Below are 23,334 nucleotides of genomic sequence, written 5' to 3'. Positions count from 1 at the left end.
ATGAGATCATACAAAAGATGGATAGGTATGGCGTTAGCTTTTAGCATGGGAGTGTTAGGAGGAGGAACGGTTTTAGGCTATGCTGAAGAAACCCATTTTGGTATAAGTCTATCAAACGGCAAAGAACCGGTAGAACTTCATGCAGATTCTTTAGAAATACGTGATAAAGAAGGGATAGCGCTTTTTAAGGGTGATGTTTCAGTGGTGCAAGGTGAACGTCTTTTACGGACGGCAAAATTAGTTGTTTATTACGATAAAGTCTATAAAGGAACGGATAGAAACAAGGAAGATACGAAGGCATCATCTGTTGCTTTGTTTGGTTCGTCGGGCGTACAAAAAATGGAAGCCTTAGGAAAGGTTTATATAAAAATAGCTACGCAAATTGCCACGGGGGATAAAGGCGTTTTTGATGGAAAATCAAAAATGATGAGCTTGACAGGGAATCATGTTGTATTAACGGATGGTGATAATGTAGCAACAGGATGCAAACTAACGGCAAATATGGAAAGCGGAAAGGCTTTTTTAGAAGGTTGTGAGACGACTAATAAAAAGGGTCGCGTTTCTATTATTTTTAAACAAAATCAAAAAAATGGCCATTAAGATTTCATGTTTGGAATCAAAAGAAAAAAACAGACTGATAACTATGATTTTGCAAGTGAAGCTTCAAAAAAGCGCTTAAAAGGGACTTTGATTGCCAGTCATTTGATTAAAGTTTATCGAGGACGACCAACTGTTAATGGCGTTTCTTTTGGCATTCGTACGGGAGAAGCTGTTGGCATTTTAGGGCCCAATGGGGCAGGTAAAACAACTTGTTTTTATATGGTTACGGGGCTCATAAAATCTGATGGAGGATCCATTAAAATTGATGGATTTGATATTACGCATCTTCCGATGTATCGACGTGCGCGTTTAGGTATTGGGTATCTTCCGCAGGAGGCCTCTATTTTTCGTGGTCTTTCAGTAGAAAATAACATTAAAGCTGTTTTAGAAGTTGTTGAAAAAGATCGCCTTAAACAACGTGAAGAGTTAGATAGCCTTTTACATGAATTTAAAATTGATCATTTACGTAAAATGCCTGCACTTTCGTTATCCGGGGGTGAACGTCGACGGCTTGAAATTGCGCGTGCTTTAGCTTCTCGTCCTAATTTTATGTTACTTGATGAACCATTTGCAGGAATTGATCCTATCGCTATTTTTGATATTCAGCAGCTTATTCGTCATTTAACGAAGCGCGGCATTGGTGTTTTAATAACAGATCATAATGTACGCGAGACATTAGGACTTGTTGACCGCGCTTACATTATTCACACCGGTAAAGTATTAGTTCACGGTCGTCCTCATGATATTATCAACAACGTTGATGTCCGCAGGATTTATTTGGGAAATCAGTTTTCTCTATGATTTTACAGCTTTCCTACGTTTCCATTTAAGTTTAACAGAAACAACATGATCGTCACAAACGCTATTTTAGGTAATCAAACACATTCCAAAGGAGGTGGATGAGATTTCGTTGTGATTATTAATAAAGAATTATTATCGATATATATTTTTATTACAGAAACAAAGGCAATTGTTCCTTTATTGATGATGTTTTTAAAGATTGTAAATCAACAAAAGAAGACGACTTTAGGATAAAGTTTTTTAATTGGGGTATGCAATAAGATTTTTTCTGGTGATTGTATTCTTTACATTATTATTGAATTATTGAAAATTTCCTTATTTATGCCAAAACTTCTTTTATGAGTGTAATCTAAAAAATTTTATTGAGAGGTACAAAAGGCTTCATCACTATAAGATGAGTTTATTATTTTATTGGTTGAGGTTACTTATGATTGTATCATAGAAAAGATATCACTAGATTAACGCGATAATGAATGATAAATGAGGCTGTAAATAAATGCGTGTGTTATTGAAAGGTGAGAGATATTTATCATATTTTTCTCTGTCGAATCAAAGAACATATCGCTGATGCTGTTTCGGGTATTTTAATTGGAGCATCCGTTATATATTGCATTTATTTAAGAGGGATTGTCGTGTTTTATTGGTTTGTGTGGCGTATTTAAAAATAGGAGCGCGGCGACAAATATTAGGCTAAATCTATAAATCTTTTAAAATAATCATCAAAATTCTAAAAGCTTTTAGATTCTTGTTATAAGGCTTTGTTTAAGCTATACAGTAATTCTCAAACTAAAGGTCTATTTTGCTCAATATGCTTCTCATTCTATTAAGAACTTATTTTTAAAGAAAGAAAAAAATCTAATGGGGAATTATACATTAACTCTTGTGACAAGTTTAATAAATTTATGAATAATGCCCTTTTCTAGTGTTTTAAGGAAATTAATTTTATGAACAACTTCGTTTCTTTTTTTCTGTTCTCATGCTGTTAATGAGGAGCTAAACACTATTTATTGTTCTGTTAAAAATGATATGAGACGTATTAAGCCATCACCCGTTATAAATTGAAAAATAAAAACACATGCGATGTTGCGAAAAGTGAAAGAACTTTAAATATCGACACCATTTATAGGTTTATTGGTGAGCATTTAAGCGTGTAAGAGGAAAATTAAAGGATGAATTTGAGTGAGTTAATAGCACCGGAAGCAATTATTCCGGCTCTTAAGGCTAATTCGAAAAAACAAGTTCTACAAATTTTAGCCGAAAAAGCGTCTAAGCTGACAGGTCTTAGTGAGCATATAATTTTTGATATTGTTTTGCAACGCGAGAAGCTTGGTTCAACGGGGCTTGGTGGTGGTATTGCGATTCCTCATGGAAAATTACCTGATATTAATCGGATTATTGGTATATTTGCACGTCTTGAAAGCCCAGTTGATTTTGAAGCTCTCGATGACGAACCTATAGATCTCGTTTTTCTTCTTTTGGCACCTGAAAATGCTGGTGCAGATCACTTAAAAGCTTTATCACAGATTGCACGTGTTTTGCGTCATGCTGATGTTGTGCAAAAATTGCGCAATACGCATAATGCCAATGCGCTTTATGCTTTATTGATTCAAACTTCAGAATCAAATGCAGCTTAAAAGGGATTATGAGTGTATAAATTGCGGGGTATACACCATAGAGGGTAGAAATAATATAATTTGTATCTTAAAGGGCTGATAGCAAAAGATTACGTTATGCGATTTTAAAAAATCGTTTCTAAGCGAATCTTTTTTAAAATCGCAAGCAACAAAAACAAAGTACTTATTTTTTATTGTTCCCATATATTAAAGCACCCAATCATTATGCTCTTGAATTCTTTTGTCCTTTTATGCTGTAAAACAATAGCACGTGAGGTATGATGAGATAAGGCATGTAAGTTTTCTTAATACATTAAGTGCTTTTAGGATACCTCGTAAATATTCTTAAGCAGGACTTGCTTGTAGAATTCCATGAATTGAAAGACAAGAGGAGCTTGCTTAACAAAATCCGAATTGTTGACAGGCCAGATGGGGTTAAGAATCTTCGTCCTTTGAGGGCGAGGAAGAGATCAGCTATTTTAATAGATATGGTTTAGATCGCAACTGTTGTATAGAGCTCATGCTAAAAAACAAATTTGTACGGTATGAATGAAAATGATAGCTTTAGGCTGGGTGAAAGAGTTTTATAGAAAAATTTATTCAATGATGCTTTAATTGATTAAAATGTTGTTTAAAAGACGATAAGGTGGAGAGTTTAGAGCTGCTATAGAAAAAAGTTTTATATTTTTATTTATAAATTACCTAAAAATAAGATAAGAAAACGAGACAAAAGAATTCTTCAGAAGTTTTTGTAACAGGAAGGAAGATATTCTCTAATGCATTAACAATATGGTTAAGCTTGTGTAAGTGGTTAAAATCATTTTAAAAATTAATAATTTGAGATGAGATATAGGGAAATAGTTTCATAACAAACAAAGTTGCATGTCATTATTGAGACAGGATTTAAAGTCTCTATGTTTTATGATTAATATATTGATAATATTTGATTATTTTTGCAAGATATTTTTAATATTACGAAAAGGCGATATCAGGACGATATTGAATACGAGGTATGAATACACTATAATGGATGGAAGGTGGAGTATCTTACGGACAGACATGTATTGAATGTTTAGATTTGAGAAATGATATTCACAAGGCTATGAAATTTCTTTTGGAGTGCAGGGTGTATTTTCAAAGTTTTGCAGCAGATTAAAGAGAACGTTTTTTATGCAAAAACGAAATGAGTGATATAAAATCAAAAATGTTGTTTTTTAATGTGATTATTGAATAAAAAGTTCATATTTTAGTAACGACTAAAAGGTCACAATGGAACGTAAAAATCTGTTCTGATTGCTGTGAAAATATTTTGCTTATTGAAGGAATTAGGATAATTACACGTGAGTATCGAGAAGTTTTTATTTGAACTTTTCTAATGAAGAGAGTCTTGTTAAAGATTAAAGAAGTGAGCTAAATGAAGATGTTTAAAAAGACTGTTATTGCTGCATCTGTAATGGTTCTTGTTACAGGTGGGGTGGCGTGTGCACAAACGCCAAGCCGTTTAAATCAATTTGAAGCGTGGGGAGCCTATTCTTATAAATCGTCCCAAAATACGATTTGCTATGTGTTGTCTGTTCCTTTGAATTCTCTTCCAACGACGGTTAATCATGGTGATAATTTTTTCTTAGTTACCAAGCGTTCTCAATCGCCTCTTTCGTTTGAGCCGCAGTTTATGGCTGGTTATACGCTTCAAGAAGGGTCGAGAGTGACAGTGACCATTGGAGATAAGGACTTTGATTTCTTTACGAAGGATTCTTCAGCTTGGTTGGCGTCATCAGAGCTAGAAAAACAGCTTGTTTCTGCTATGCGTGCTGGAAACAATATGACAGTGAAGGCAATATCAAAACGGGGAACGCATACCACCTATACTTATTCCTTAAAAGGGGTCACTGCTGCCTTAAATGCAGCTCAAAAGTGCCATTAAGGTTTTGATAACTTCTAAAATAGTGATGTAAATTGGAAAGCAATGGCTATTTCCTATGATCTTAGGCCTGTTGGTTCATGTATAGAACGAAAAACAGATAATATTGTTGTGAAGGAGAGTTCTAAACTCTCTTTAATTGGATTATCGCAAGATGAAATAGTGCAAGCTTTGAAGACACTTGGTGTACCAGAGCGTCAAACGCGTATGCGTGCGCGTCAGCTTTGGCATTGGCTTTATGTACGTGGTGTTTCAAATTTTGATGAAATGCTGAATATTTCTAAAGCAATGCAGGAAACACTTAAACGTCATTTTTCCATTGCACGTCCGGAAATTGTTGGAGAACAAATATCAAAGGACGGTACACGTAAATGGCTCTTACGTTTTCCAGCGCGTGGAGCTGGAAGGCCTGTTGAAATTGAAACGGTTTATATCCCTGAAGAAGGACGTGGGACCTTATGTCTTTCATCGCAAGTGGGATGTACATTAACCTGCTCTTTTTGTCATACGGGAACGCAGATGCTTGTTCGCAATCTGACTGCGGAAGAAATTTTGGCACAATTGTTGGTTGCACGTGATTGTTTGGGTGATTTTCCTGATAAGGATACTCCTGATGGGGCAATTGTTCCTGTTGAAGGGCGCAAAATTACCAATATTGTTATGATGGGAATGGGAGAACCTCTTTATAATTTTGAAGCTGTAAAAAAAGCTTTATTGATCGCTTCTGATGGCGATGGACTTTCTTTATCAAAACGTCGGATTACGCTTTCAACTAGTGGGGTTGTTCCTGGAATTATCCGAACCGGAGAAGAAATTGGTGTTATGTTAGCAATTTCACTCCACGCTGTACACGATACACTAAGGGATATGCTTGTTCCTATCAATAAAAAATATCCGCTTTCTTTACTCATGGATGCTTGTCGTAATTATCCTGGTTTGTCTAATGCAAAACGAATTACATTTGAATATGTTATGCTGAAAGATATCAATGATAGTTTAGATGATGCTAAGCGATTGATTCAGCTATTGAAAGGGATTCCTGCTAAGATTAATTTAATTCCTTTTAATCCGTGGCCAGGGAGTAATTATCAATGTTCTGATTGGGAGCAAATAGAGCGTTTTGCTGATGTTGTTAATCAAGCAGGCTATGCTTCTCCTATTCGAATACCGCGTGGACGCGATATCTTAGCGGCATGTGGACAGCTTAAATCGGCTTCAGAGCGCTTACGGAAATCTGAACGTTTGAAACTTGAAAATGCCATTGGTCATTAGTTAACACAGTTTTCAGTGATATAAAGCTTATGCTTTTTTCTGTAAATCAACGTATAAACCTCGCATAAAATAAGCATGTATAAGACATAGCTTAAGGTGGAACAGTGCGAGATGAACAATCTCAGCTTTTATAGATTCAATAGGGGAAAAGATATTGCATAAAGTCCGTTTGCATAATCTCTGAAATGAGGATGAAACCTAATTTAGAGGAAAGTCTCAAGGGCTACACATTTCCACCTCACACTCTTTACTTCGGCTTTATGACTTTTAAAAGCATCTGCGGTAATATCTTTTAAGATGTACATTGCCTCATGCTTTTGTTTGTTACGTTCTTTAACAAGATTACACTTCACACAAAAAACGGAGTGTCTAAAATATAAATTACCATTTTTGTCCATTGACATCTTAATGCACTCCCCATGTCGCAAAAATTTCTGTGAAGAGTATAATACAAAAGCCTCTGTGAAATATATTATACCATCCATACTTTTAGGTTTAATAAAGGTGTAAGTTGGTACCATTATTCTATTTTTTAGTTTTCAATGTTTTAAAGGCTTTAGGTGTTTAAGACAATTCATAAGAGCTATTCTTTTCTTGGATCGTTTTTATCCCCATGACAATTCAAGCTTTTCTTGTGATGTGCAAGAAAGCTATTGTTTAATTCAACATAAACAGATGTAAAATTGAGAGCGTTTCACAATATCTAGAATTCACATTTAAATTAAAAACGATAAATTACACCTTTAAATCAATTTTTTGTAACGATAAGAAGATGAAGGGCAAAGCTGGTAAAAATACCTGCAATAAGCCAGTCGAGAAAGCGGAGATAAAGAGGATTTTGTTTAAGGGTTTTGGTAAGTTTATGTGCTGTAAAAACGACTGAAATTGTAATGGGAAAAGAAATAGGAATATAAGAGAGTCCCAAAAAGAGTAACTTTTGTGTTGCCATAGGATCATTCGCATTGATAAATTGCGGTAAGAATGTCGCGTTAAAGAGTATGACTTTAGGATTGAGAAGATTAATTCCAATACCAGCAAGATAGTTACGTTTAGAGCTTTGAGATTTAGAAGATGTTGGTTCAAAGGAAAGTGTAGGTTTTCTCCGTAACGCTTGAAAGGCAAACCATAAAAGATAAAAGGCGCCTACAATTTTCAGAAGAACAAAAGCGTGTGGCGCAGTAAAAATAAGCGCTGATAAGCCAAGTGCTACGGCAGTAACTTGAATGGCAAATCCTGTTGCACTTCCTAAGGCGCACATAATTCCAGCTTTTTTGCTTTGTGTAATGGTTCGTCCTACAGAAAGCATCATATCAGGTCCTGGAATAAGTGCTAAAATCAACGATGCTAAAGCAAATTGTACAACAATAGACCACTCCGGTAGAAATGACACGTCAATCTCCTCTTATTTTTAAGTAATGTTCATTATTTATACTTTGAAGCGTCTTTATTTATGCTTTTTGAGTCTTTTTAATGTTGTTTAAAGAGAATTTATTTTTATACTTCTTGCATCGTTTTAATTTTTTAGAAAAAAAGAGCAATTTGTATAGAGCATTAGAATGAAAAAGTGGCAAAATATTAGAAAAGTTGTTTTGGCTTATTCAGGGGGGTTAGATACGTCAATTATTCTCAAATGGTTGCAAAGTACGCTAGGCGTTGAAGTTGTAACTTTTACAGCGGATTTGGGGCAGGGCGAAGAGCTAGAATTTGCTCGTCGTAAAGCTGAAATGCTCGGTGTTAAAGAAATCTACATTGAAGATTTGCGTGAAGAATTTGTGCGTGATTTTGTTTTCCCGATGTTTCGGGCCAATACCGTTTATGAGGGGAGTTATCTTTTAGGAACGTCAATTGCACGTCCACTTATTTCAAAACGCCTTATTGAAATTGCTAAGGAAACAGGGGCCGATGCAATTGCTCATGGAGCAACAGGAAAAGGCAATGATCAGGTACGTTTTGAGCTTTCCGCTTATGCTCTTAATCCTGATATAAAGATTATTGCACCGTGGCGTGATTGGGATTTTAAGAGTCGGACAGATCTCTTTAAATTTGCCCGTACACATCAAATTCCTGTAGAAAAGGATAAACAAGGTGAAGCGCCTTTTTCAGTAGATGCAAATTTATTGCATTCTTCATCAGAAGGAAAGATTTTAGAAGATCCAGCCCTTCCTGCTCCTGAATATGCCCATATGCGTACTCTTTCGCCGGAAGCTGCTCCAGATCAAGCAACCAGAATCACTCTTGGCTTTAAAAAAGGTGATGCTGTTTCAATCAATGGAAAAAGTTTAACCCCTGCAACTTTACTTGCAGAATTAAATCATTATGGGCGCGATAATGGTATTGGTCGGTTAGATTTGGTGGAAAATCGCTTTGTGGGTATGAAATCGCGGGGTATTTATGAAACACCAGGGGGAACTATCCTTTTAACGGCTCATAGAGCTATAGAATCTTTAACGCTAGATCGTGGTGCAGCTCATTTGAAAGATGAATTAATGCCACGTTATGCAGAACTCATTTATTATGGATTTTGGTTTTCTCCGGAACGTAAGATGTTGCAGGCAGCGATTGATTTATCTCAAGAACATGTTGAAGGTGAAGTTACGTTAAAGCTCTATAAAGGAAATGTGATCGTTGAAGGGCGCCAAAGTAAAAAGTCACTTTATTCTAGTGAGTTGGTGACTTTTGAGGATGATCAAGGCGCTTATGATCAAAGAGATGCAACAGGTTTTATTAAATTAAATGCTCTTCGTTTGCGTACATTAGCCATGCGTCATCAAGATGATAAAGAAAAAAGATAAAAAATTACTTTGAAAAGTATCATATGGGGCATTGTTTTTATATGAAACACTTTATCTAAGTATTTTTGTTTATTGGTTCTTAAGGTTCTTTCGTTTACTGTTAGAGACTTCGCTTTTGTGCTTATAAATATAATAAGCAAGCCTCGTGGTAAGAGAAAAGAAGGCTTTGATAATCAAAACAAGACAATTTTGCTTTATAATATTCAATGTTTTTTATTTCTCTCAGAACAAAATATGTTTACAGCGGGGGTGGTTTTTGTATTTTGACCAAGAGTATCAAGAAATTTACATCTTTTTGCTTGCTATTATTGACGAATAAATTCAAGAACCATACACCCTATTTTGAAAAAGTATAATTTTTAGGATAAATAATGATGCGTGATCAGTGTGATGCCCTTAGCCTTACGCCTGAATTAAAGGATGCGGCTGCTCAATCGAGAACTTGGCCATTTGAAGAAGCACGTAAGATTATCAAACGGTATGAAAAAACAGGTTACCCAGATAGTGTAATATTTGAAACGGGTTATGGACCATCTGGTTTACCGCATATTGGGACTTTTGGGGAAGTTGCACGTACAACCATGGTGCGTCATGCATTTCATATTCTTACAGAGAATAAAGTAAAAACAAAGTTGCTTTGTTTTTCTGATGATATGGATGGTTTGCGCAAGGTCCCTGAGAATGTGCCTGATCGCGAGAAAATGGAACATTATCTCGGTCAACCGTTGAGTCGTGTACCTGATCCTTTTGGAGATGATTATCCTTCTTTTGGAGCAGCGAATAATGCACGTTTACGGGCTTTTCTTGATCGTTTTGGTTTTGATTATGAATTTGCAAGTGCTACGGATTATTACAGTTCGGGTCGTTTTGATGAAACACTTTTAAAAATCCTTGCTTGTTATGACAAGGTGATGGCAATTATTTTACCGACATTGGGTGAAGAACGACAAGCAACCTATTCTCTCTTTTTACCGATTTCTCCCTTTTCTGGAAAAGTATTACAGGTCCCGATGATTGCGCGGAATGTTGAAAAAGGAACGGTTACTTATATTGAACCCGAAACAGGAGAAACCATAGAAACAGAGGTTACAGGGGGCAAAGTTAAGTGTCAGTGGAAGGTCGATTGGGCTATGCGTTGGACAGCGCTTGGCATTGATTATGAAATGGCAGGAAAAGATCTTATCGATTCCACAAATCTTTCTTCTAAAATTTGTAAAGTATTGGGTGGGAAGCCTCCAGAAGGATTTAACTATGAGCTCTTTTTGGATGAGAAAGGGCAGAAAATTTCCAAATCAAAAGGAAATGGCTTAACCATTGATGAATGGCTTACTTACGCCCCAACGGAGAGTTTAGGGCTTTATATGTTTTCAAAGCCCAAGACAGCCAAAAGGCTTTATTTTGATGTTATTCCCAAAGCCGTTGATGAGTATTATGCACATCTTTCAGCCTATGGTCGTCAAAGTTGGCAAGAACGGCTTAATAATCCTGTATGGCATATTCATAATGGTTGTCCACCGCAGGTTGATTTGCCGGTATCCTTTGCCATGCTTTTAAATTTAGTAAGTGCTTCAAATGCAGAGAATGCAGAAGTTCTTTGGGGGTTTATTTCTCGTTATGCTAAAGGTGCCAATACGCAAACTTATCCAGAACTTGATCAATTGGTGAAGTTTGCCATTAAATATTTTGATATTTTTGTCAAACCCAACAAAAAATTCCGTACACCCGATAACAGTGAACGCGTAACATTAGCACAAATTGATGAAAAATTAGCCAATTTGCCTGAAACTTTTGATGGCAACATATTGCAAAATACGCTTCTTGATGTTGCGCGACTAACGGAACGTTACCAAGATCATAGCAAAAAAAGTCCTGAAGGTGGTCCTGGTGTCTCCAATGTCTTTTTCCAAATGCTCTATGAGGTCCTTTTAGGACAAGAGCGAGGTCCGCGATGGGGATCATTTATAGCGCTTTATGGGATTAATGAAATGCGTGCACTGATTGCCGAAGCATTGGCACGACCTATGGAGGAATAATGGAACGAAGAGTCCAGGAAGTAAAGCGACGCCGTACATTTGCGATTATTGCTCACCCAGATGCTGGGAAAACAACATTGACGGAAAAGCTTTTATTGTTTGGTGGTGCTATTCAACTTGCAGGAGAAGTAAAAGCCAAAAAAGATCGTATTCAAACCCGTTCTGATTGGATGAATATTGAGCGTGATCGTGGTATTTCTGTTGTGACTTCTGTGATGACGTTTGAATATGAAAATCATATTTTTAATCTCTTAGATACCCCAGGCCATGAAGATTTTGCAGACGATACCTATCGTACTCTTACAGCTGTTGATAGTGCTATCATGGTATTGGATGGCGCCCGCGGGATTGAGCCTAGAACACTAAAATTGTTTGAAGTGTGTCGGATGCGGGATATTCCTATTGTTACTTTTATTAATAAAATGGATCGTGAGGCGCGTGATCCTATAGAGCTTTTAGATGAAATTGAGGAAAAACTTGCGCTTGATACCGCACCCATAACATGGCCTATTGGGACGGGTAAAGATTTTGTTGGTACCTTTGATCTTCATCATAATCGTTTTCGCCAAAAAGATGATGAGATAACACAGCGGATCGTTTCAGATCCCAGTGAGATTGTTCATTTACTTCCAGAGTATCAACGTTCAACTTTTATTGAAGGGGTGGAACTCGCCCGAAGTGCTTGCAAAAACTTTAATCTTCAAGCTTTCCGTGAAGGTCATATGACTCCGGTTTATTTTGGTTCGGCGTTACGAAATTTTGGTGTTCGTGATTTAATTAATGCACTCATTGATTTTGGCCAAAGTCCCCGTGATCAAAGTGCAGATCAGCGCAATATCATAGCAACTGAACCTAAAATGACGGGATTTGTTTTTAAAATTCAAGCGAATATGGATCCTAATCATCGTGATCGTATTGCGTTTTTTCGGGTTTGTTCTGGAACACTTGAACGCGGTATGAAGACAAAGTTGGTTCGAACGGGAAAACCAATGACACTTTCGGCTCCACAATTTTTCTTTGCGCGTTCACGCCAAATTGCTGATCAAGCTTATGCGGGTGATATCGTAGGAATTCCTAATCATGGAACATTGCGTATTGGCGATACTTTGACCGAAGGAGAAGATATCCTCTTTAGGGGAGTCCCCAATTTTGCACCAGAGATTTTACGTCGTGTTTGTTTGGGCGATCCAATGAAAGCAAAAAAGCTCAAAGAAGCTTTGCAACAAATGGCTGAAGAAGGGGTTGTACAATTGTTTATTCCAGATGATGGATCGCCTTCTCTCATTGGTGTTATTGGTGCTTTGCAAATTGATGTTTTAAAAGAACGATTAAAAATAGAATATTCTTTACCCGTCAATTTTGAGCCCGCACGTTTTAATTTATGCCGTTGGGTTTTAGCACAAAGCAAAGATGAGTTACAAAATTTTCTCAGCAATCACCGCTCTGCTATTGCGTATGATTTGGAAGGTGATCCAGTTTTTTTAGCGGAGAACCATTTTTCATTGAATTATGAGGCAGAAAGAGCCCCTAAAATAAAATTTTCTGCTTTTAAAGATTATCAAGTACGCTCTTAACGTAAAGAAGAATCTTTTATGTCACAATTTGGTTGATAATGATTTTTCACATTGTATTGGGGATCTGAATGTTGTTATTTTTTTCTGAAAACGATAGCGTCTGTAAAAAACATTTTCAGATTGCATTATATAAAAATGCCGTTAATTTTTATATTCAATAAGTTATAATATATTTATAACGTCTTTTAAAATTTTAATATTTGTTTTTTTATATTGCTTCTGTGAGTTAGAAGGCAAGCTGGAGCTAAATTCTTCGTTGAAAAATATCAAAAAAGTTTTGATATATTTTTTCACGATGGCTTAAGACAAGGTCATATATTTCAATATTTTGAATGTAAGTTAAAAATCTCCTGTATAAAGAGAGCTTTTCAGTTTTTCCTTGTATGAAAATTGTATACAGTCAAAATAATGCAAATAATCAATAAGATGGAATTTGTTATCCCAAATATGAGATCATATGACCTATAAACCACGTGTCTTTTCTATTTCTCCTGGAACGGCTTTTTTGCCTCACTTTGTTGATGCGCTGCTCTCTGGTACCCTTATTGATAATTTTGCTCCCAATGGAGATATTCAAACAGCCCTTGCCGATAGCCTTATTTATGTTCCAACTCGTCGTGCAGCTCGGGCTTTGCGTTTAGCCTTTGTTGAAAGAAGCCAGACACAATCAACATTCTTGCCAACCATTCGTGCCCTAGGAGATGTCGATGAGGACAGTTTCCTTTTTGTTGAAAATCATACCTGTTCTCTCAATCCGCCTATTGGAGAAAGCGAACGCTTACTGCTTTTAGCGCGTCTTATTCGTCCATGGCGTGAAAGTTTGCCTGCACATCTGCGTGCCATGTTTGGTACAGAAGATGTGCTTATTCCAGCGCATAGTGCCGATGCAATTTGGCTTGCTCAAGATTTAGCACATTTGATGGATGAAATTGAAACAGAAGCAGCAGATTGGACGAAACTTAAAAATATTGCTCCTGATATGATTGCTGAATGGTGGCAAATAACACTCGATTTTCTGACTATTGTTACGCAAAATTGGCCACAAATCTTGATAGAAAGGCAGCGAAGTAATCCTGCTGAATGGCGTAATCAAGCACTTACAATGCATGCAGAGACTTTACGACGTACGCAGCCTGATAAACCGATCATTGCGGCTGGTGTGTCCGGTTCTATTCCCGCAGTTTCTCATCTTTTAAAGGTTATAGCCTCTCTACCAAAAGGGGCTGTTGTTCTTCCTGGTCTTGATCTTCATATGGATGAAGAACAATGGAATGCACTCAGCACAAGCAATAAAGAAAAAACAGCTTGTGATTTTTTTGATCATGCAGAAAATATTTTTAGCCATCCTCAATATCATTTAAAAAAACTTCTAACTCTCATGGACTGTCAACGCGACCATGTTTGCGAAATTGGCCAACAGAATAGCACAAAGAAAAGGCGAATGGCTCTTTTATCGGAAGCACTCCGACCAGCTTCTACGACAGACAAATGGATACAAATTGTCCGTGATGATTATGAGGATATTTGTGCAGATTGGTCATTTATTGAAGCTATAAATGAACGTGAAGAGGCTCTCGCTATCGCTGTTGCTTTACGCAAGGCTATTGAAGAGCCCCAAAAAACTGCAGCCCTTATTACAAATGACCGTAATTTAGCTCGCCGTGTTGCTGCGGAATTACAGCGATTTGGCATTGAAGCAAATGATTCAGGGGGAATACCACTTGCACAAACATTGCCTGTAACGCTCTTGCGACTGATCTTAGAAAATGTGTTGCAACCTGATGATCCCATTGCTTTTCTTTCTCTTCTTAAACATCCACTGACAACACTCCAACAAAATCGTCATTGCTTACGCGAAATGGCAGAAAATTTTGAACTTTTTGTTCTTCGAGGGAACACGGGGCGTATCAATCTTTGCGAATGTGATCAATTTCTTGAAAAATGGATTGAAACCTATTCCCATGCTCGTTCTGAAATTAATGCCCTTGATCAGCAGAAATTTGAGGAAGCACGTCTCCTGTGTCATCTTTTGAAGAAGGCTGTTGAACCTTTAGCCTCTCTCATGAAACAAGAGAAAGAATGCACCATCAACGAAGCTGCGATAGCAACTGTTGAGGTTTTTGAAAATTTTGGGCGCAATGAGGATAATTCTCTTGCTCATCTTTATCGACACGAAGCAGGACAAACTCTATCAAAATTTTTACGGGAATTGGTCAGTGATCAATCAAGATTAACATTTCATCTTTGCGAATGGCCCGCTATGTTTTCTGCATTGATCGCAACGCGTTCCGTTACACCTTCGCCTGGAGGACATTCACGTTTATTCATCTGGGGTACTTTGGAATCACGTTTGCAAACGGTTGATACAGTGGTTATTGGCGGTCTTAATGAAGGGTCATGGCCGATATCAATCCGGAATGATGCTTTTTTATCGCGACCGATGAAAATGATGTTAACTCTAGAACCACCAGAGCAGCGTATTGGTATTTCCGCCCATGATTTTCAATGGGCTATGGGAATGGATAAAGTGGTGATGAGTCGCGCATTGCGTGTTAATCATACGCCTTCTATTCCTTCACGCTGGCTACAACGCATAGAAACAGTTGTAGGAAAAAAGGCTTGGGAACAAATCCGTGCACGAGGTGAAATACTACGCCATTGGACAAGGATGCTTGATCATACCAGCATGATTTTTGATGTGGAACGACCTTGTCCCGCACCACCCCTTGATGTACGTCCGCGTCATTTTTCAGTCACTGAAATAGAAACATTGCGCTATGATCCTTATGCTATTTATGCCAAAAAAATCTTACGACTGAAACCACTTAAACCACTTATTCACGACCCTAGCGCTATTGAGCGCGGAATACTTTATCACGCTATTCTTGCAGCTTTTTGCACACAAATAAAAAATCCAAATGCCGCAAATGCTTTAGATGTCCTACTTGCCATTGGACGTAAAGAATTTGATAAATTCAATTTTCCACCCGATATTGAAGCTATTTGGTGGAACATTTTTGAAAATCTTGCTCCACGCCTTATTCAGTGGGAACAAAGTTTAGGGCCGCGAGAGCGATATGCTGAAGTGGTCTCAGAAAAAATACCTATAGGAACAACAGGAGTAACCCTTTCAGGGCGTGCTGATCGTCTTGATGTCTTGCCAGACAGAGCGGTTGAAATTCTAGATTTCAAAACTGGAACGCCTCCTTCATCAAAACAGGTTCGTGAATTATTATTTCCACAATTGGCTTTAGAAACAGCTTTGCTGATGGAAGGGGCATTTCCAGATTTTCAAGATCTTACCCCCTCAAATTTATTTTACATTCCCCTAAACGGAAAAGGTGAAATTAAATCCCAATCCATTCTTTTAAGTAAAGGAGAAGGAGAAACCCACTTAAGTGCAGTTAATCTTGGTGAAATTGCATGGAAAAATCTTATTGCACTTATAACGTATTATCAAAATCCACAACAAGGCTATCTTTCACATGCTGTTCCCATGGAAAAACGATATGAGGGTGACTACGACCATTTGGCACGGTTGTGGGAATGGTCAAGTGGTTTTTATAAAGAAGAGTAATCATGACTGTTTTTTCTATTCCTGAAGCCGCTCTTGATGCACAAGCAACAGCAACACATCCCCAAAAAAACGTGTGGGTTTCTGCAAATGCTGGATCTGGAAAAACCCACGTTTTAAGTGAACGTGTTATTCGTTTGCTTTTAAACGGTACGCCTCCAGCACGTATTTTGTGCCTTACTTATACAAGAGCTGCTGCTGCTGTTATGCAATCACGAATTTTTCGTACACTTTCCAGTTGGAATGAACTCGATGATGCACAGCTGCAAGAAATCTTAACACGGTTTGAAAATAAACCCGTCAATGCGCAAAAATTAACTTATGCACGACAACTCTTCGCTCGTGCTCTTGAAACGCCTGGAGGCTTGAAAATTCAAACGATTCATGCTTTTTGTGAATCTCTCTTGCATCAATTTATGTTAGAAGCCAATATCGCAGGGCATTTCGAACTTCCCGATGATATCAGTCGCGAAAAATTACGACAAGAATCTCGTCGCCAACTTTTAGCGCGTCATGATGTACAACCTGCTTTGCAACAGTTGCTTCAAGTTATTAGCGAACATACTTTTAACCAACTGCTCTATGAAGCAGTTGAAAAGCAACATAAACTCTCTGATTTTTTATCTTCTCTTCTATCTGAAAATGGAGAAGAAAAATTGCGCGCGCTTTTCAACTTAGCGCCCGATGAAACAAATCAAGGTCTGCTGGAACAAATTCAACAAACCGCGCGCCTCCCCCTTTATGCTCTTAAGCATTGTGAAACCAATGGAAGCCAAAACTTTAAGAATATGGTGGAAAAATTTTCCCAATTAGAAAAGGCGCATGATGAGACAAATATTCTCAATATTATTTCTGATATTTATTTTAAAACAAAAGGTGAGCCGCGTAGCTTCTCAAATTTATCTCGTAAAAAATCCGATGAAATTTGGCCGTTTATTCAACAAATGCTTGAAGATAAACAAAACAAGCTTTCTCTTCTTTTAGAAAAATATCAATGCACAAAGGTTGCTACCCTCAATATGGCTGCTTTTCAGCTCTGTGCCGTTTATCTCAAAATCTATACGAATCTAAAAAAGGCCAATGGCATCTTGGATTTTGACGACCTTATTGAGCGTACGCTCCATTTGTTACAGCGCAAAGGTGCAAGCCAATGGGTGCACTATAAACTTGATCAGGGCCTTGATCATATTCTCCTTGATGAAGCACAAGATACCAACCCGGAGCAATGGCAAATTATTCAACTGTTGGCACAAGAATTTTTCTCAGGGTATAGCCAACGAACAAATATACGGACTCTTTTTGCTGTTGGAGATGAAAAGCAATCTATTTATTCTTTTCAAGGCGCTGCTCCGGAAAATTTTGCTGCAAATGGACGAATCATCCAAAAAAAAGCGCAGCAAACAAATCAACAATTTGAAAAAATACAACTGCATTACTCTTTTCGCTCTACAGCAGATGTTCTTAAAAGCGTTGATCTTGTTTTCGAAACACCAGAAAACTATAAAGGACTTTCGGCAGAAAACACAAAGACGGTGCATGAGGCTATTCGTGTTCATAGCCCAGGTGAAGTTGTTATATGGGATGCCATTTCCAAAGAAACAAGCGAATTTCCTCATGATTGGCATTTGAGTGTTGATCATTTAGATACACCTGAAGTCCGTTTAGCAGAAAAAATTGCTGAAACGATTGCCGACTGGTTACAAAAAGGTGAAATGCTTCCAGCAAAGGGACGCTTAATACGGGCAAGTGATATTATGATCTTGGTTCGTAAACGTGATAAATTTGTTTCAGCTCTTTCCCGTGCTCTGAAACACCTTAATATTCCTGTAGCAGGGGCTGATCGTTTACAACTCACCAAACATATTAGTATCCGTGACTTAATGGCACTTGGGCGTTTTGTTTTGCAGCCACAAGATGATCTTTCTCTTGCTTGCGTCTTAAAAAGCCCCATTTTTGCTTTTAGTGAAAAGGAACTTTATCAGCTTGCTACACACCGAACCGGCTCTCTTTGGCAAAGCTTATGTACGCATGCATCATCGCAGGTATCTTTTAAAGATGCTTTTGAAAAACTGAACTATTATCGCACTTTAGTGGATAAAATACCGGTTTTCGAGTTTTATAGCCATATTCTGAATAATGATAAAGGAAGACAAAAAATTTTAGCCCGTTTAGGATCTGAAGCAAATGATGTACTCGATGCTTTTATGGATTATACGCTCGCTATTCAAAAAACAGGATTACCAGGATTACAAGCTTTTTTAGAAACATTAACTGCAAGCGAACCAGAAATTAAACGTGAATTTGAACAAAACAATGAAGAAATTCGCATCATGACGGTTCATGCCGCAAAAGGACTGGAGGCTGCTATTGTGTTTTTGGTTGATCCTGGTAGTGCGATTTGGCATCCTCAGCATGCACCTCATTTGCTTAAAGTTCCTTTAGATGATGCACAAGGGTACGGACAACACGCTTTTATTTGGCGCCCCAATGAAAAGTTTAATACAAAGCTCTCTAAAAAAGCAATTTTACATTTAAAAGAGCGTGCCGAAGAAGAATATAGGCGCCTTCTTTACGTGGGAATGACACGCGCTGAAGATCGTTTATTTGTTTGTGGATATAACGGTAAAAAAACGCTCTCTGATACATGGCTACAACTAGTAAAAAAAGCCCTTGTACCCCATGCGGTTACTATAAAAGGTCCTGCAGAAGATATTGCAGCTTGGCGTTATTGCATTACATCTTCTTCTTCTGCCTCTATAATAAATCAAGAAGTTCCTTGTGCTGAGAGTCAAGCCTTACCACCTTTGCCTTCCTTTTTCTCTCATAAAGTACCAGTCGAACCAGTGCTCCCAAAACCGTTAAAACCCTCTGTCGCGAGCCTTTCCATTGAAGCTGATACAGAGCTTTCTTCAAGTCCAAAACAACTTTTCACTTCACCTGTTTTAGGAGAAACAAACACCAACAGAGTTTTTTTCATTGAATATGGTCATATCATTCACCGATTGTTACAACATCTACCAGATTGCCCCCCACAAAAACGTCCAGATTATGCTCGAAACTATCTCAATCTCAAAGCTTCTCATTGGGAGGAAAGCCAAAGAGAAGATGCTCTTCGCCACGTTTGGAAAATTTTAGATCATGTTTACCTCACCCCCCTTTTTTCTGAGCATTCACGTGCTGAGGTTCCTTTAATGGGTATTGTAAAAATTCGAGGAAAGGAACAAGCAGTTTCTGGTCAAATTGACCGTCTCTACATCACGAAAAACAGCATTATCTTTGCTGATTTTAAAACAGGGATTCCACCTGAAAATGAAGCTGCTATTGCTCCTCATCATTGGTTGCAAATGGCGCTTTATCGAAAATTGTTGCAAGCGATACATCCTGATAAAGATATCCAAGCTCTGCTTATCTACAGTAAAGAAGCCAAAATTTTTAAACTTCCTCCAGAAAAACTCGAGGCATTTCTTGATGAAATTGCCCTATAAGTTATTGCTTCCCTTCAAAGTATCTTTACGCTTTTTTACTTTCCTAAAATTGCTCAAATAAACACACGCCACAATTTTTGATGCAAAAAAACTCTTTAATAATTTATCTTTGCAATAACTTGATATGAATTGTTATCATACCAATCTATAAAAAGTGAGTATAAAGGATAAATCAATGACGTGTGTAAAAGTTGATAAGGACAATTTCGAAAGTGAAGTTCTAACCTCTTCCACCCCAGTTGTGGTTGATTTTTGGGCAGAATGGTGTGGTCCCTGCAAAATGATTGCGCCAATTTTGGATGAAATTTCAACAGAGATGCAAAACCAAGTTAAAATTGTCAAAGTAAATATTGACGAAAATCCGGAATTAGCTACCCAATATGGAGTACGCTCTATCCCTACATTATTAATGTTTAAAAATGGAAATGTCTCATCAAATATGGTTGGCGCTACCTCTAAAGGACGTCTTTCTGAGTGGATAAAAGATGGGCTTCGTTAATGCTTATACATAGGCAACGATAAAGGAGAGAAATTTTATCTCTCCTTTTGACTTTTTTAAACATTCTTTTCTAAAATATATTGGTAATAGCAAGTCAATTAAATCAAAAAGTTAGATGCATTTATTTTAATGCTTTTAAGAATACACACTGTTATGCATGACCATGTCGATATTTTTTATGTGTGAATTGCAAAAGACTGTTGCAAACGTTCAATGGAATGTTGTGCAGATCTCAGTGTCACATGACGCCCATGTGCTTGATATTGTAAGGTAAGTGCAAAAGTGGCAAACTCTAAAAAATCTGTACTTCTTTCTGGCCATTCAACGAGTAAAATGTTTTTCTCACGTGCTTCATGAAGCCCTAATTCATCAATTTCTTCTGCCATAGAAAGGCGATAAAGATCAGCATGAATAATTTCAAACTGTGGAAGTTGATAGCTTTGCACAAGAGTAAAAGTCGGGCTTGGAACATCCATAGTGTCATCGTTCGCAAGTGTTTGGATGATTGTACGTGCAATGGTTGACTTTCCAGTTCCAAGATCTCCTTGCAGCGTTACAAGATCTCCTGGCTTTAAAGAAAGGGCTAAATTTTTTGCAAAAAGCTTTGTTGCCTCTTCATTTTCAAGAAAAAAATTAAAATTCATCAAAACTTCCATGAGCTGGATAAAAATATAATAAAGGTTAAAATTAAAAAATTTTATCTCCTTTGGAGAGGGGGAAAAAACACTTAACTGTTGTTCCTTTTCCAGAACCGGTAAGAATTTCAACATATCCACCGTGTAGTTCAACGAAACTTTTCACAAGCGAAAGACCAAGTCCCGCTCCTGCACGCCCACCATGGTGTGAATGGGAAGAAAAACGTTTAAAAATACGATCAAGAATGTCTTCAGGGATATCAGAGCCTTCATTGTGAACGCTAAAGACGATGTTATCATCTTGTTCATCGACACAAAATTCAATAGTGCTCGCTTCCGTTGCAAAATTAAGTGCATTACTCAGAACATTCACAAAAATTTGATGTAAGCGCTTTTCGTCAGCAGAAATAGAATTTAAGGAAGGCGAAATTTGTTGTAAAAGCGTAATATGGCGTCCATTAAGGCGATCTTCTACACGGGCTACCGCTTGTATCATAGCATCAGCAATGTTAACTGGTTTTATGTCTAACTCCATAATGCCTGCGTCAAGGGTGGCAAGATCAAGAATATCGTTAACAATATTCAAAAGAGTTCCTGATTCTGAATGAATATGCCCAAGATATTCTTGTTGACGTTCATTGATAGAACCGAAAATTTGATCCCGTAAAATATCGGAAAATCCAATAATATTGGTGAGAGGTGTACGCAATTCATAGGAAACATGTTGGACAAATTCATTACGCAAACGATCAGCACTTTCTAAGGCTTCATTTCTTTCTTGAAGAGCTCGTGCAACATGAACGGTGTCTGTAACATTCACAAAAGTAAGCATTGTTTGTCCATCGGGAAGAGGGACTAAAGTATAGTCAATAATCATATCATTTTTAAGATCTATACGTCCCGAATATGTTTCACGTTTTTCAGCAAAACCGGTAATGAATTTGGTAAACTGATCCCATTCTTGCCCCCAAGTTAAGGCTGAACAATGGTTTTGTAACTGTGTAATATGGGTTCCTTCTACCAGTAAATTATAAGGAAGAGACCACAATTTCGACAAGGCCGGATTGGATAAACGAAGGCGTCCATCCGTACCAAAAACGACCACGCCTTCGGAAAGTTTATCAAGTGTTTCACCTTGTATTTTAATAAGAGTATTATAACGGCGTTCAAGATCAATTTTTTCTGTAAGGTTTTCATAAAGCCACGTGACCCCTCCTTGTGGGTGAGGGTTCGAGACAACACGCACCGTACGCCCATCTGGAAGATTCCAAATTTGTTGGTTTGATTCCATTTGCCGATAGGCTTTAAAAAGTTCTTCTTTCCACGCGCGCCAATCAGGGTGTTCAGCAATGAGCCCTTTTTCACGTAAACGTTCAAGAAATAATGTATGGCTTGGTTCACTTTCTAAAAAGGAACTCTCCAACGGCCATAAAATTTTAAAAGCATGATTGCAGAATTTTAATTTTTGGTTTGTATCAAAAATGGCTACAGCTGTTGAGATTTGGTCAAGGGTTTCACAATGGCTTTGAAGAACATATCTTAATTCATGAGCAAGATTTTCATAGGCACTGTCATCACGTGCAAAAGCGGCCATCCCTTCGGCTGTTGTGATCCGTGTGAGATGAAAACGGCGCCGTTCTCCATCAATGACGGTGTGAACATGTTCTTGAAAAAGTGTTTCTGTTTCATCTGTTTTGCATTGTGTGTTTTCATTGAAAAGATCCCCCACTTCATCACTGCCTTCACGATAGTTTGTCATTTCTCTAAAGGCGCGATTGATAAAACAAACTTTTCCCTCACAATCTTTGATCCATACCGGTTCTTGAATAAGATCAAGAAGATTACGCTGCATTCTCAGTTCAGTAAGAAGGCGGGCGATATCTTTCTGTAAACGAGCATTTTCGCTCTGCTGTTTTGAGATATCTTGAAAACGAGCGATGGCGACTGTTCTTGCGATAACCCCTGTAACTTGTAGCAGCACATTATTTGTGGTGGTGATGGAAAGTGCAAAAGGGTGACATTTACAACGCAGTTGAGTCAACGCATAATCAAGTTCTCGCAGAGAATTTTCTTCAACCCAGAGTTCAAAACGCTGAAAATTTTGCTGATCAATGCCTATTTTTTGCAATGTGGAAAGGTTACCCACGACACGAGGTAAGGTTGTTGGATTTTCCCAAATAAGAAGGAATTGCTCGGTTTCTTCCAGAAGCCATTCATAATATTTAAGTTTTTCAGAAAAATCTGCTTGAATTATCTTCAAAGGCTTCTGTGCTGTTTTTTTTGCATGCATAATAACAGCCATGCATGTGAGAAATGAAGCACAAGAAATCCCTCCACACAGCGCTAAAAACAGCCATGGACCATTTTGCAAAGTGAAGGAAAATGGTAAATAATTCTCCAACGACTGAGCAATAGAGCATGTTGGAGAAAAAAAGAAAAAAAGGCAAAAGATATACGTATAGATTCGAATCATTTTTTGAGCTTTTTCTTTGGGGGTATGGTCACCAAAGCTGAGCACGACATCTTTCCCTTTTT

14 protein-coding genes are annotated in these 23,334 nt (G+C 37.7%); 11 read left to right on the top strand and 3 right to left on the bottom strand.

From position 1 onward, the window contains the following. The first annotated feature begins 27 nt into the window (after positions 1-27). The 5 genes from PVV66_RS00645 to rlmN all read left to right on the top strand — a co-directional run bounded on the left by PVV66_RS00645 (position 28) and on the right by rlmN (position 6,207). Positions 28-600: an LptA/OstA family protein gene (locus tag PVV66_RS00645; protein ID WP_273717428.1), complete on the top strand. Its 573-nt coding sequence runs from the start codon at positions 28-30 to the stop codon at positions 598-600. 6 nt (positions 601-606) lie between these two features. Then, entirely contained in the window at positions 607-1,401 is a 795-nt protein-coding gene (lptB, locus tag PVV66_RS00640) for an LPS export ABC transporter ATP-binding protein (RefSeq protein WP_273717429.1), read from the top strand. A 1,169-nt stretch (positions 1,402-2,570) separates the two neighbouring features. Next, positions 2,571-3,035 carry a PTS IIA-like nitrogen regulatory protein PtsN gene (gene ptsN / locus PVV66_RS00635; protein ID WP_273717430.1) on the top strand — a complete coding sequence of 155 codons (465 nt, stop codon included), beginning with the start codon at positions 2,571-2,573 and terminating at the stop codon, positions 3,033-3,035. 1,399 nt (positions 3,036-4,434) lie between these two features. Further along, positions 4,435-4,938 (top strand): invasion associated locus B family protein, encoded by a 504-nt coding sequence (locus tag PVV66_RS00630; RefSeq protein ID WP_273717540.1) that lies wholly within the window; start codon positions 4,435-4,437, stop codon positions 4,936-4,938. A gap of 42 nt (positions 4,939-4,980) precedes the next feature. After that, positions 4,981-6,207 (top strand): 23S rRNA (adenine(2503)-C(2))-methyltransferase RlmN, encoded by a 1,227-nt coding sequence (rlmN, locus tag PVV66_RS00625; protein WP_273717431.1) that lies wholly within the window; start codon positions 4,981-4,983, stop codon positions 6,205-6,207. A gap of 748 nt (positions 6,208-6,955) precedes the next feature. Here the strand turns inward: rlmN and PVV66_RS00620 are convergent. Beyond that, positions 6,956-7,597: a LysE family translocator gene (locus PVV66_RS00620; RefSeq protein ID WP_273717432.1), complete on the bottom strand. Its 642-nt coding sequence runs from the start codon at positions 7,595-7,597 to the stop codon at positions 6,956-6,958. A 166-nt stretch (positions 7,598-7,763) separates the two neighbouring features. Between PVV66_RS00620 and PVV66_RS00615 the strand changes: the two genes are divergently transcribed. The 6 genes from PVV66_RS00615 to trxA all read left to right on the top strand — a co-directional run bounded on the left by PVV66_RS00615 (position 7,764) and on the right by trxA (position 20,164). Beyond that, positions 7,764-8,999, top strand: a complete 1,236-nt coding sequence (locus PVV66_RS00615; RefSeq protein WP_273717433.1) for an argininosuccinate synthase — start codon at positions 7,764-7,766, stop codon at positions 8,997-8,999. A 371-nt stretch (positions 9,000-9,370) separates the two neighbouring features. Beyond that, positions 9,371-11,032: a lysine--tRNA ligase gene (locus PVV66_RS00610; RefSeq protein WP_273717434.1), complete on the top strand. Its 1,662-nt coding sequence runs from the start codon at positions 9,371-9,373 to the stop codon at positions 11,030-11,032. After that, positions 11,032-12,606, top strand: a complete 1,575-nt coding sequence (locus PVV66_RS00605) for a peptide chain release factor 3 (RefSeq protein ID WP_273717435.1) — start codon at positions 11,032-11,034, stop codon at positions 12,604-12,606. Before PVV66_RS00610 ends, PVV66_RS00605 begins: the two co-directional genes overlap by 1 nt. A gap of 457 nt (positions 12,607-13,063) precedes the next feature. Next, positions 13,064-16,183: a double-strand break repair protein AddB gene (gene addB, locus PVV66_RS00600; RefSeq protein WP_273717436.1), complete on the top strand. Its 3,120-nt coding sequence runs from the start codon at positions 13,064-13,066 to the stop codon at positions 16,181-16,183. A gap of 2 nt (positions 16,184-16,185) precedes the next feature. After that, positions 16,186-19,665: a double-strand break repair helicase AddA gene (addA, locus tag PVV66_RS00595; protein ID WP_273717437.1), complete on the top strand. Its 3,480-nt coding sequence runs from the start codon at positions 16,186-16,188 to the stop codon at positions 19,663-19,665. 175 nt (positions 19,666-19,840) lie between these two features. Continuing rightward, the gene (gene trxA / locus PVV66_RS00590) at positions 19,841-20,164 is read left to right on the top strand and encodes a thioredoxin (protein ID WP_012230305.1); all 324 of its coding nucleotides are present in this window, start codon (positions 19,841-19,843) and stop codon (positions 20,162-20,164) included. A gap of 176 nt (positions 20,165-20,340) precedes the next feature. On the opposite strand, the gene tsaE is transcribed toward trxA, so the two are convergent. Then, a complete protein-coding gene (gene tsaE / locus PVV66_RS00585) occupies positions 20,341-20,808 on the bottom strand; it encodes a tRNA (adenosine(37)-N6)-threonylcarbamoyltransferase complex ATPase subunit type 1 TsaE (protein WP_273717438.1) in 468 nt (155 codons plus the stop codon). A gap of 43 nt (positions 20,809-20,851) precedes the next feature. Continuing rightward, positions 20,852-23,317, bottom strand: a complete 2,466-nt coding sequence (locus PVV66_RS00580; RefSeq protein WP_273717439.1) for a PAS-domain containing protein — start codon at positions 23,315-23,317, stop codon at positions 20,852-20,854. Between the last annotated feature and the right edge of the window lie 17 nt (positions 23,318-23,334).

This window comes from Bartonella sp. AU16XJBT (assembly GCF_028618665.1).
Lineage (GTDB): Bacteria > Pseudomonadota > Alphaproteobacteria > Rhizobiales > Rhizobiaceae > Bartonella.
Note: the sequence above shows the minus strand (reverse complement) of the source record. Positions and strands in the feature narration are given on the sequence as shown.

Coding starts and splice junctions, on each gene's coding strand:
- lptB (WP_273717429.1), top strand. CDS start 607: ATGTTTGGAATCAAAAGAAAAAAACAGACTGATAACTATGATTTTGCA.
- ptsN (WP_273717430.1), top strand. CDS start 2,571: ATGAATTTGAGTGAGTTAATAGCACCGGAAGCAATTATTCCGGCTCTT.
- addA (WP_273717437.1), top strand. CDS start 16,186: ATGACTGTTTTTTCTATTCCTGAAGCCGCTCTTGATGCACAAGCAACA.
- trxA (WP_012230305.1), top strand. CDS start 19,841: ATGACGTGTGTAAAAGTTGATAAGGACAATTTCGAAAGTGAAGTTCTA.
- PVV66_RS00630 (WP_273717540.1), top strand. CDS start 4,435: ATGTTTAAAAAGACTGTTATTGCTGCATCTGTAATGGTTCTTGTTACA.
- tsaE (WP_273717438.1), bottom strand. CDS start 20,808: ATGAATTTTAATTTTTTTCTTGAAAATGAAGAGGCAACAAAGCTTTTT.
- rlmN (WP_273717431.1), top strand. CDS start 4,981: ATGGCTATTTCCTATGATCTTAGGCCTGTTGGTTCATGTATAGAACGA.
- addB (WP_273717436.1), top strand. CDS start 13,064: ATGACCTATAAACCACGTGTCTTTTCTATTTCTCCTGGAACGGCTTTT.
- PVV66_RS00645 (WP_273717428.1), top strand. CDS start 28: ATGGCGTTAGCTTTTAGCATGGGAGTGTTAGGAGGAGGAACGGTTTTA.
- PVV66_RS00615 (WP_273717433.1), top strand. CDS start 7,764: ATGAAAAAGTGGCAAAATATTAGAAAAGTTGTTTTGGCTTATTCAGGG.
- PVV66_RS00605 (WP_273717435.1), top strand. CDS start 11,032: ATGGAACGAAGAGTCCAGGAAGTAAAGCGACGCCGTACATTTGCGATT.
- PVV66_RS00610 (WP_273717434.1), top strand. CDS start 9,371: ATGATGCGTGATCAGTGTGATGCCCTTAGCCTTACGCCTGAATTAAAG.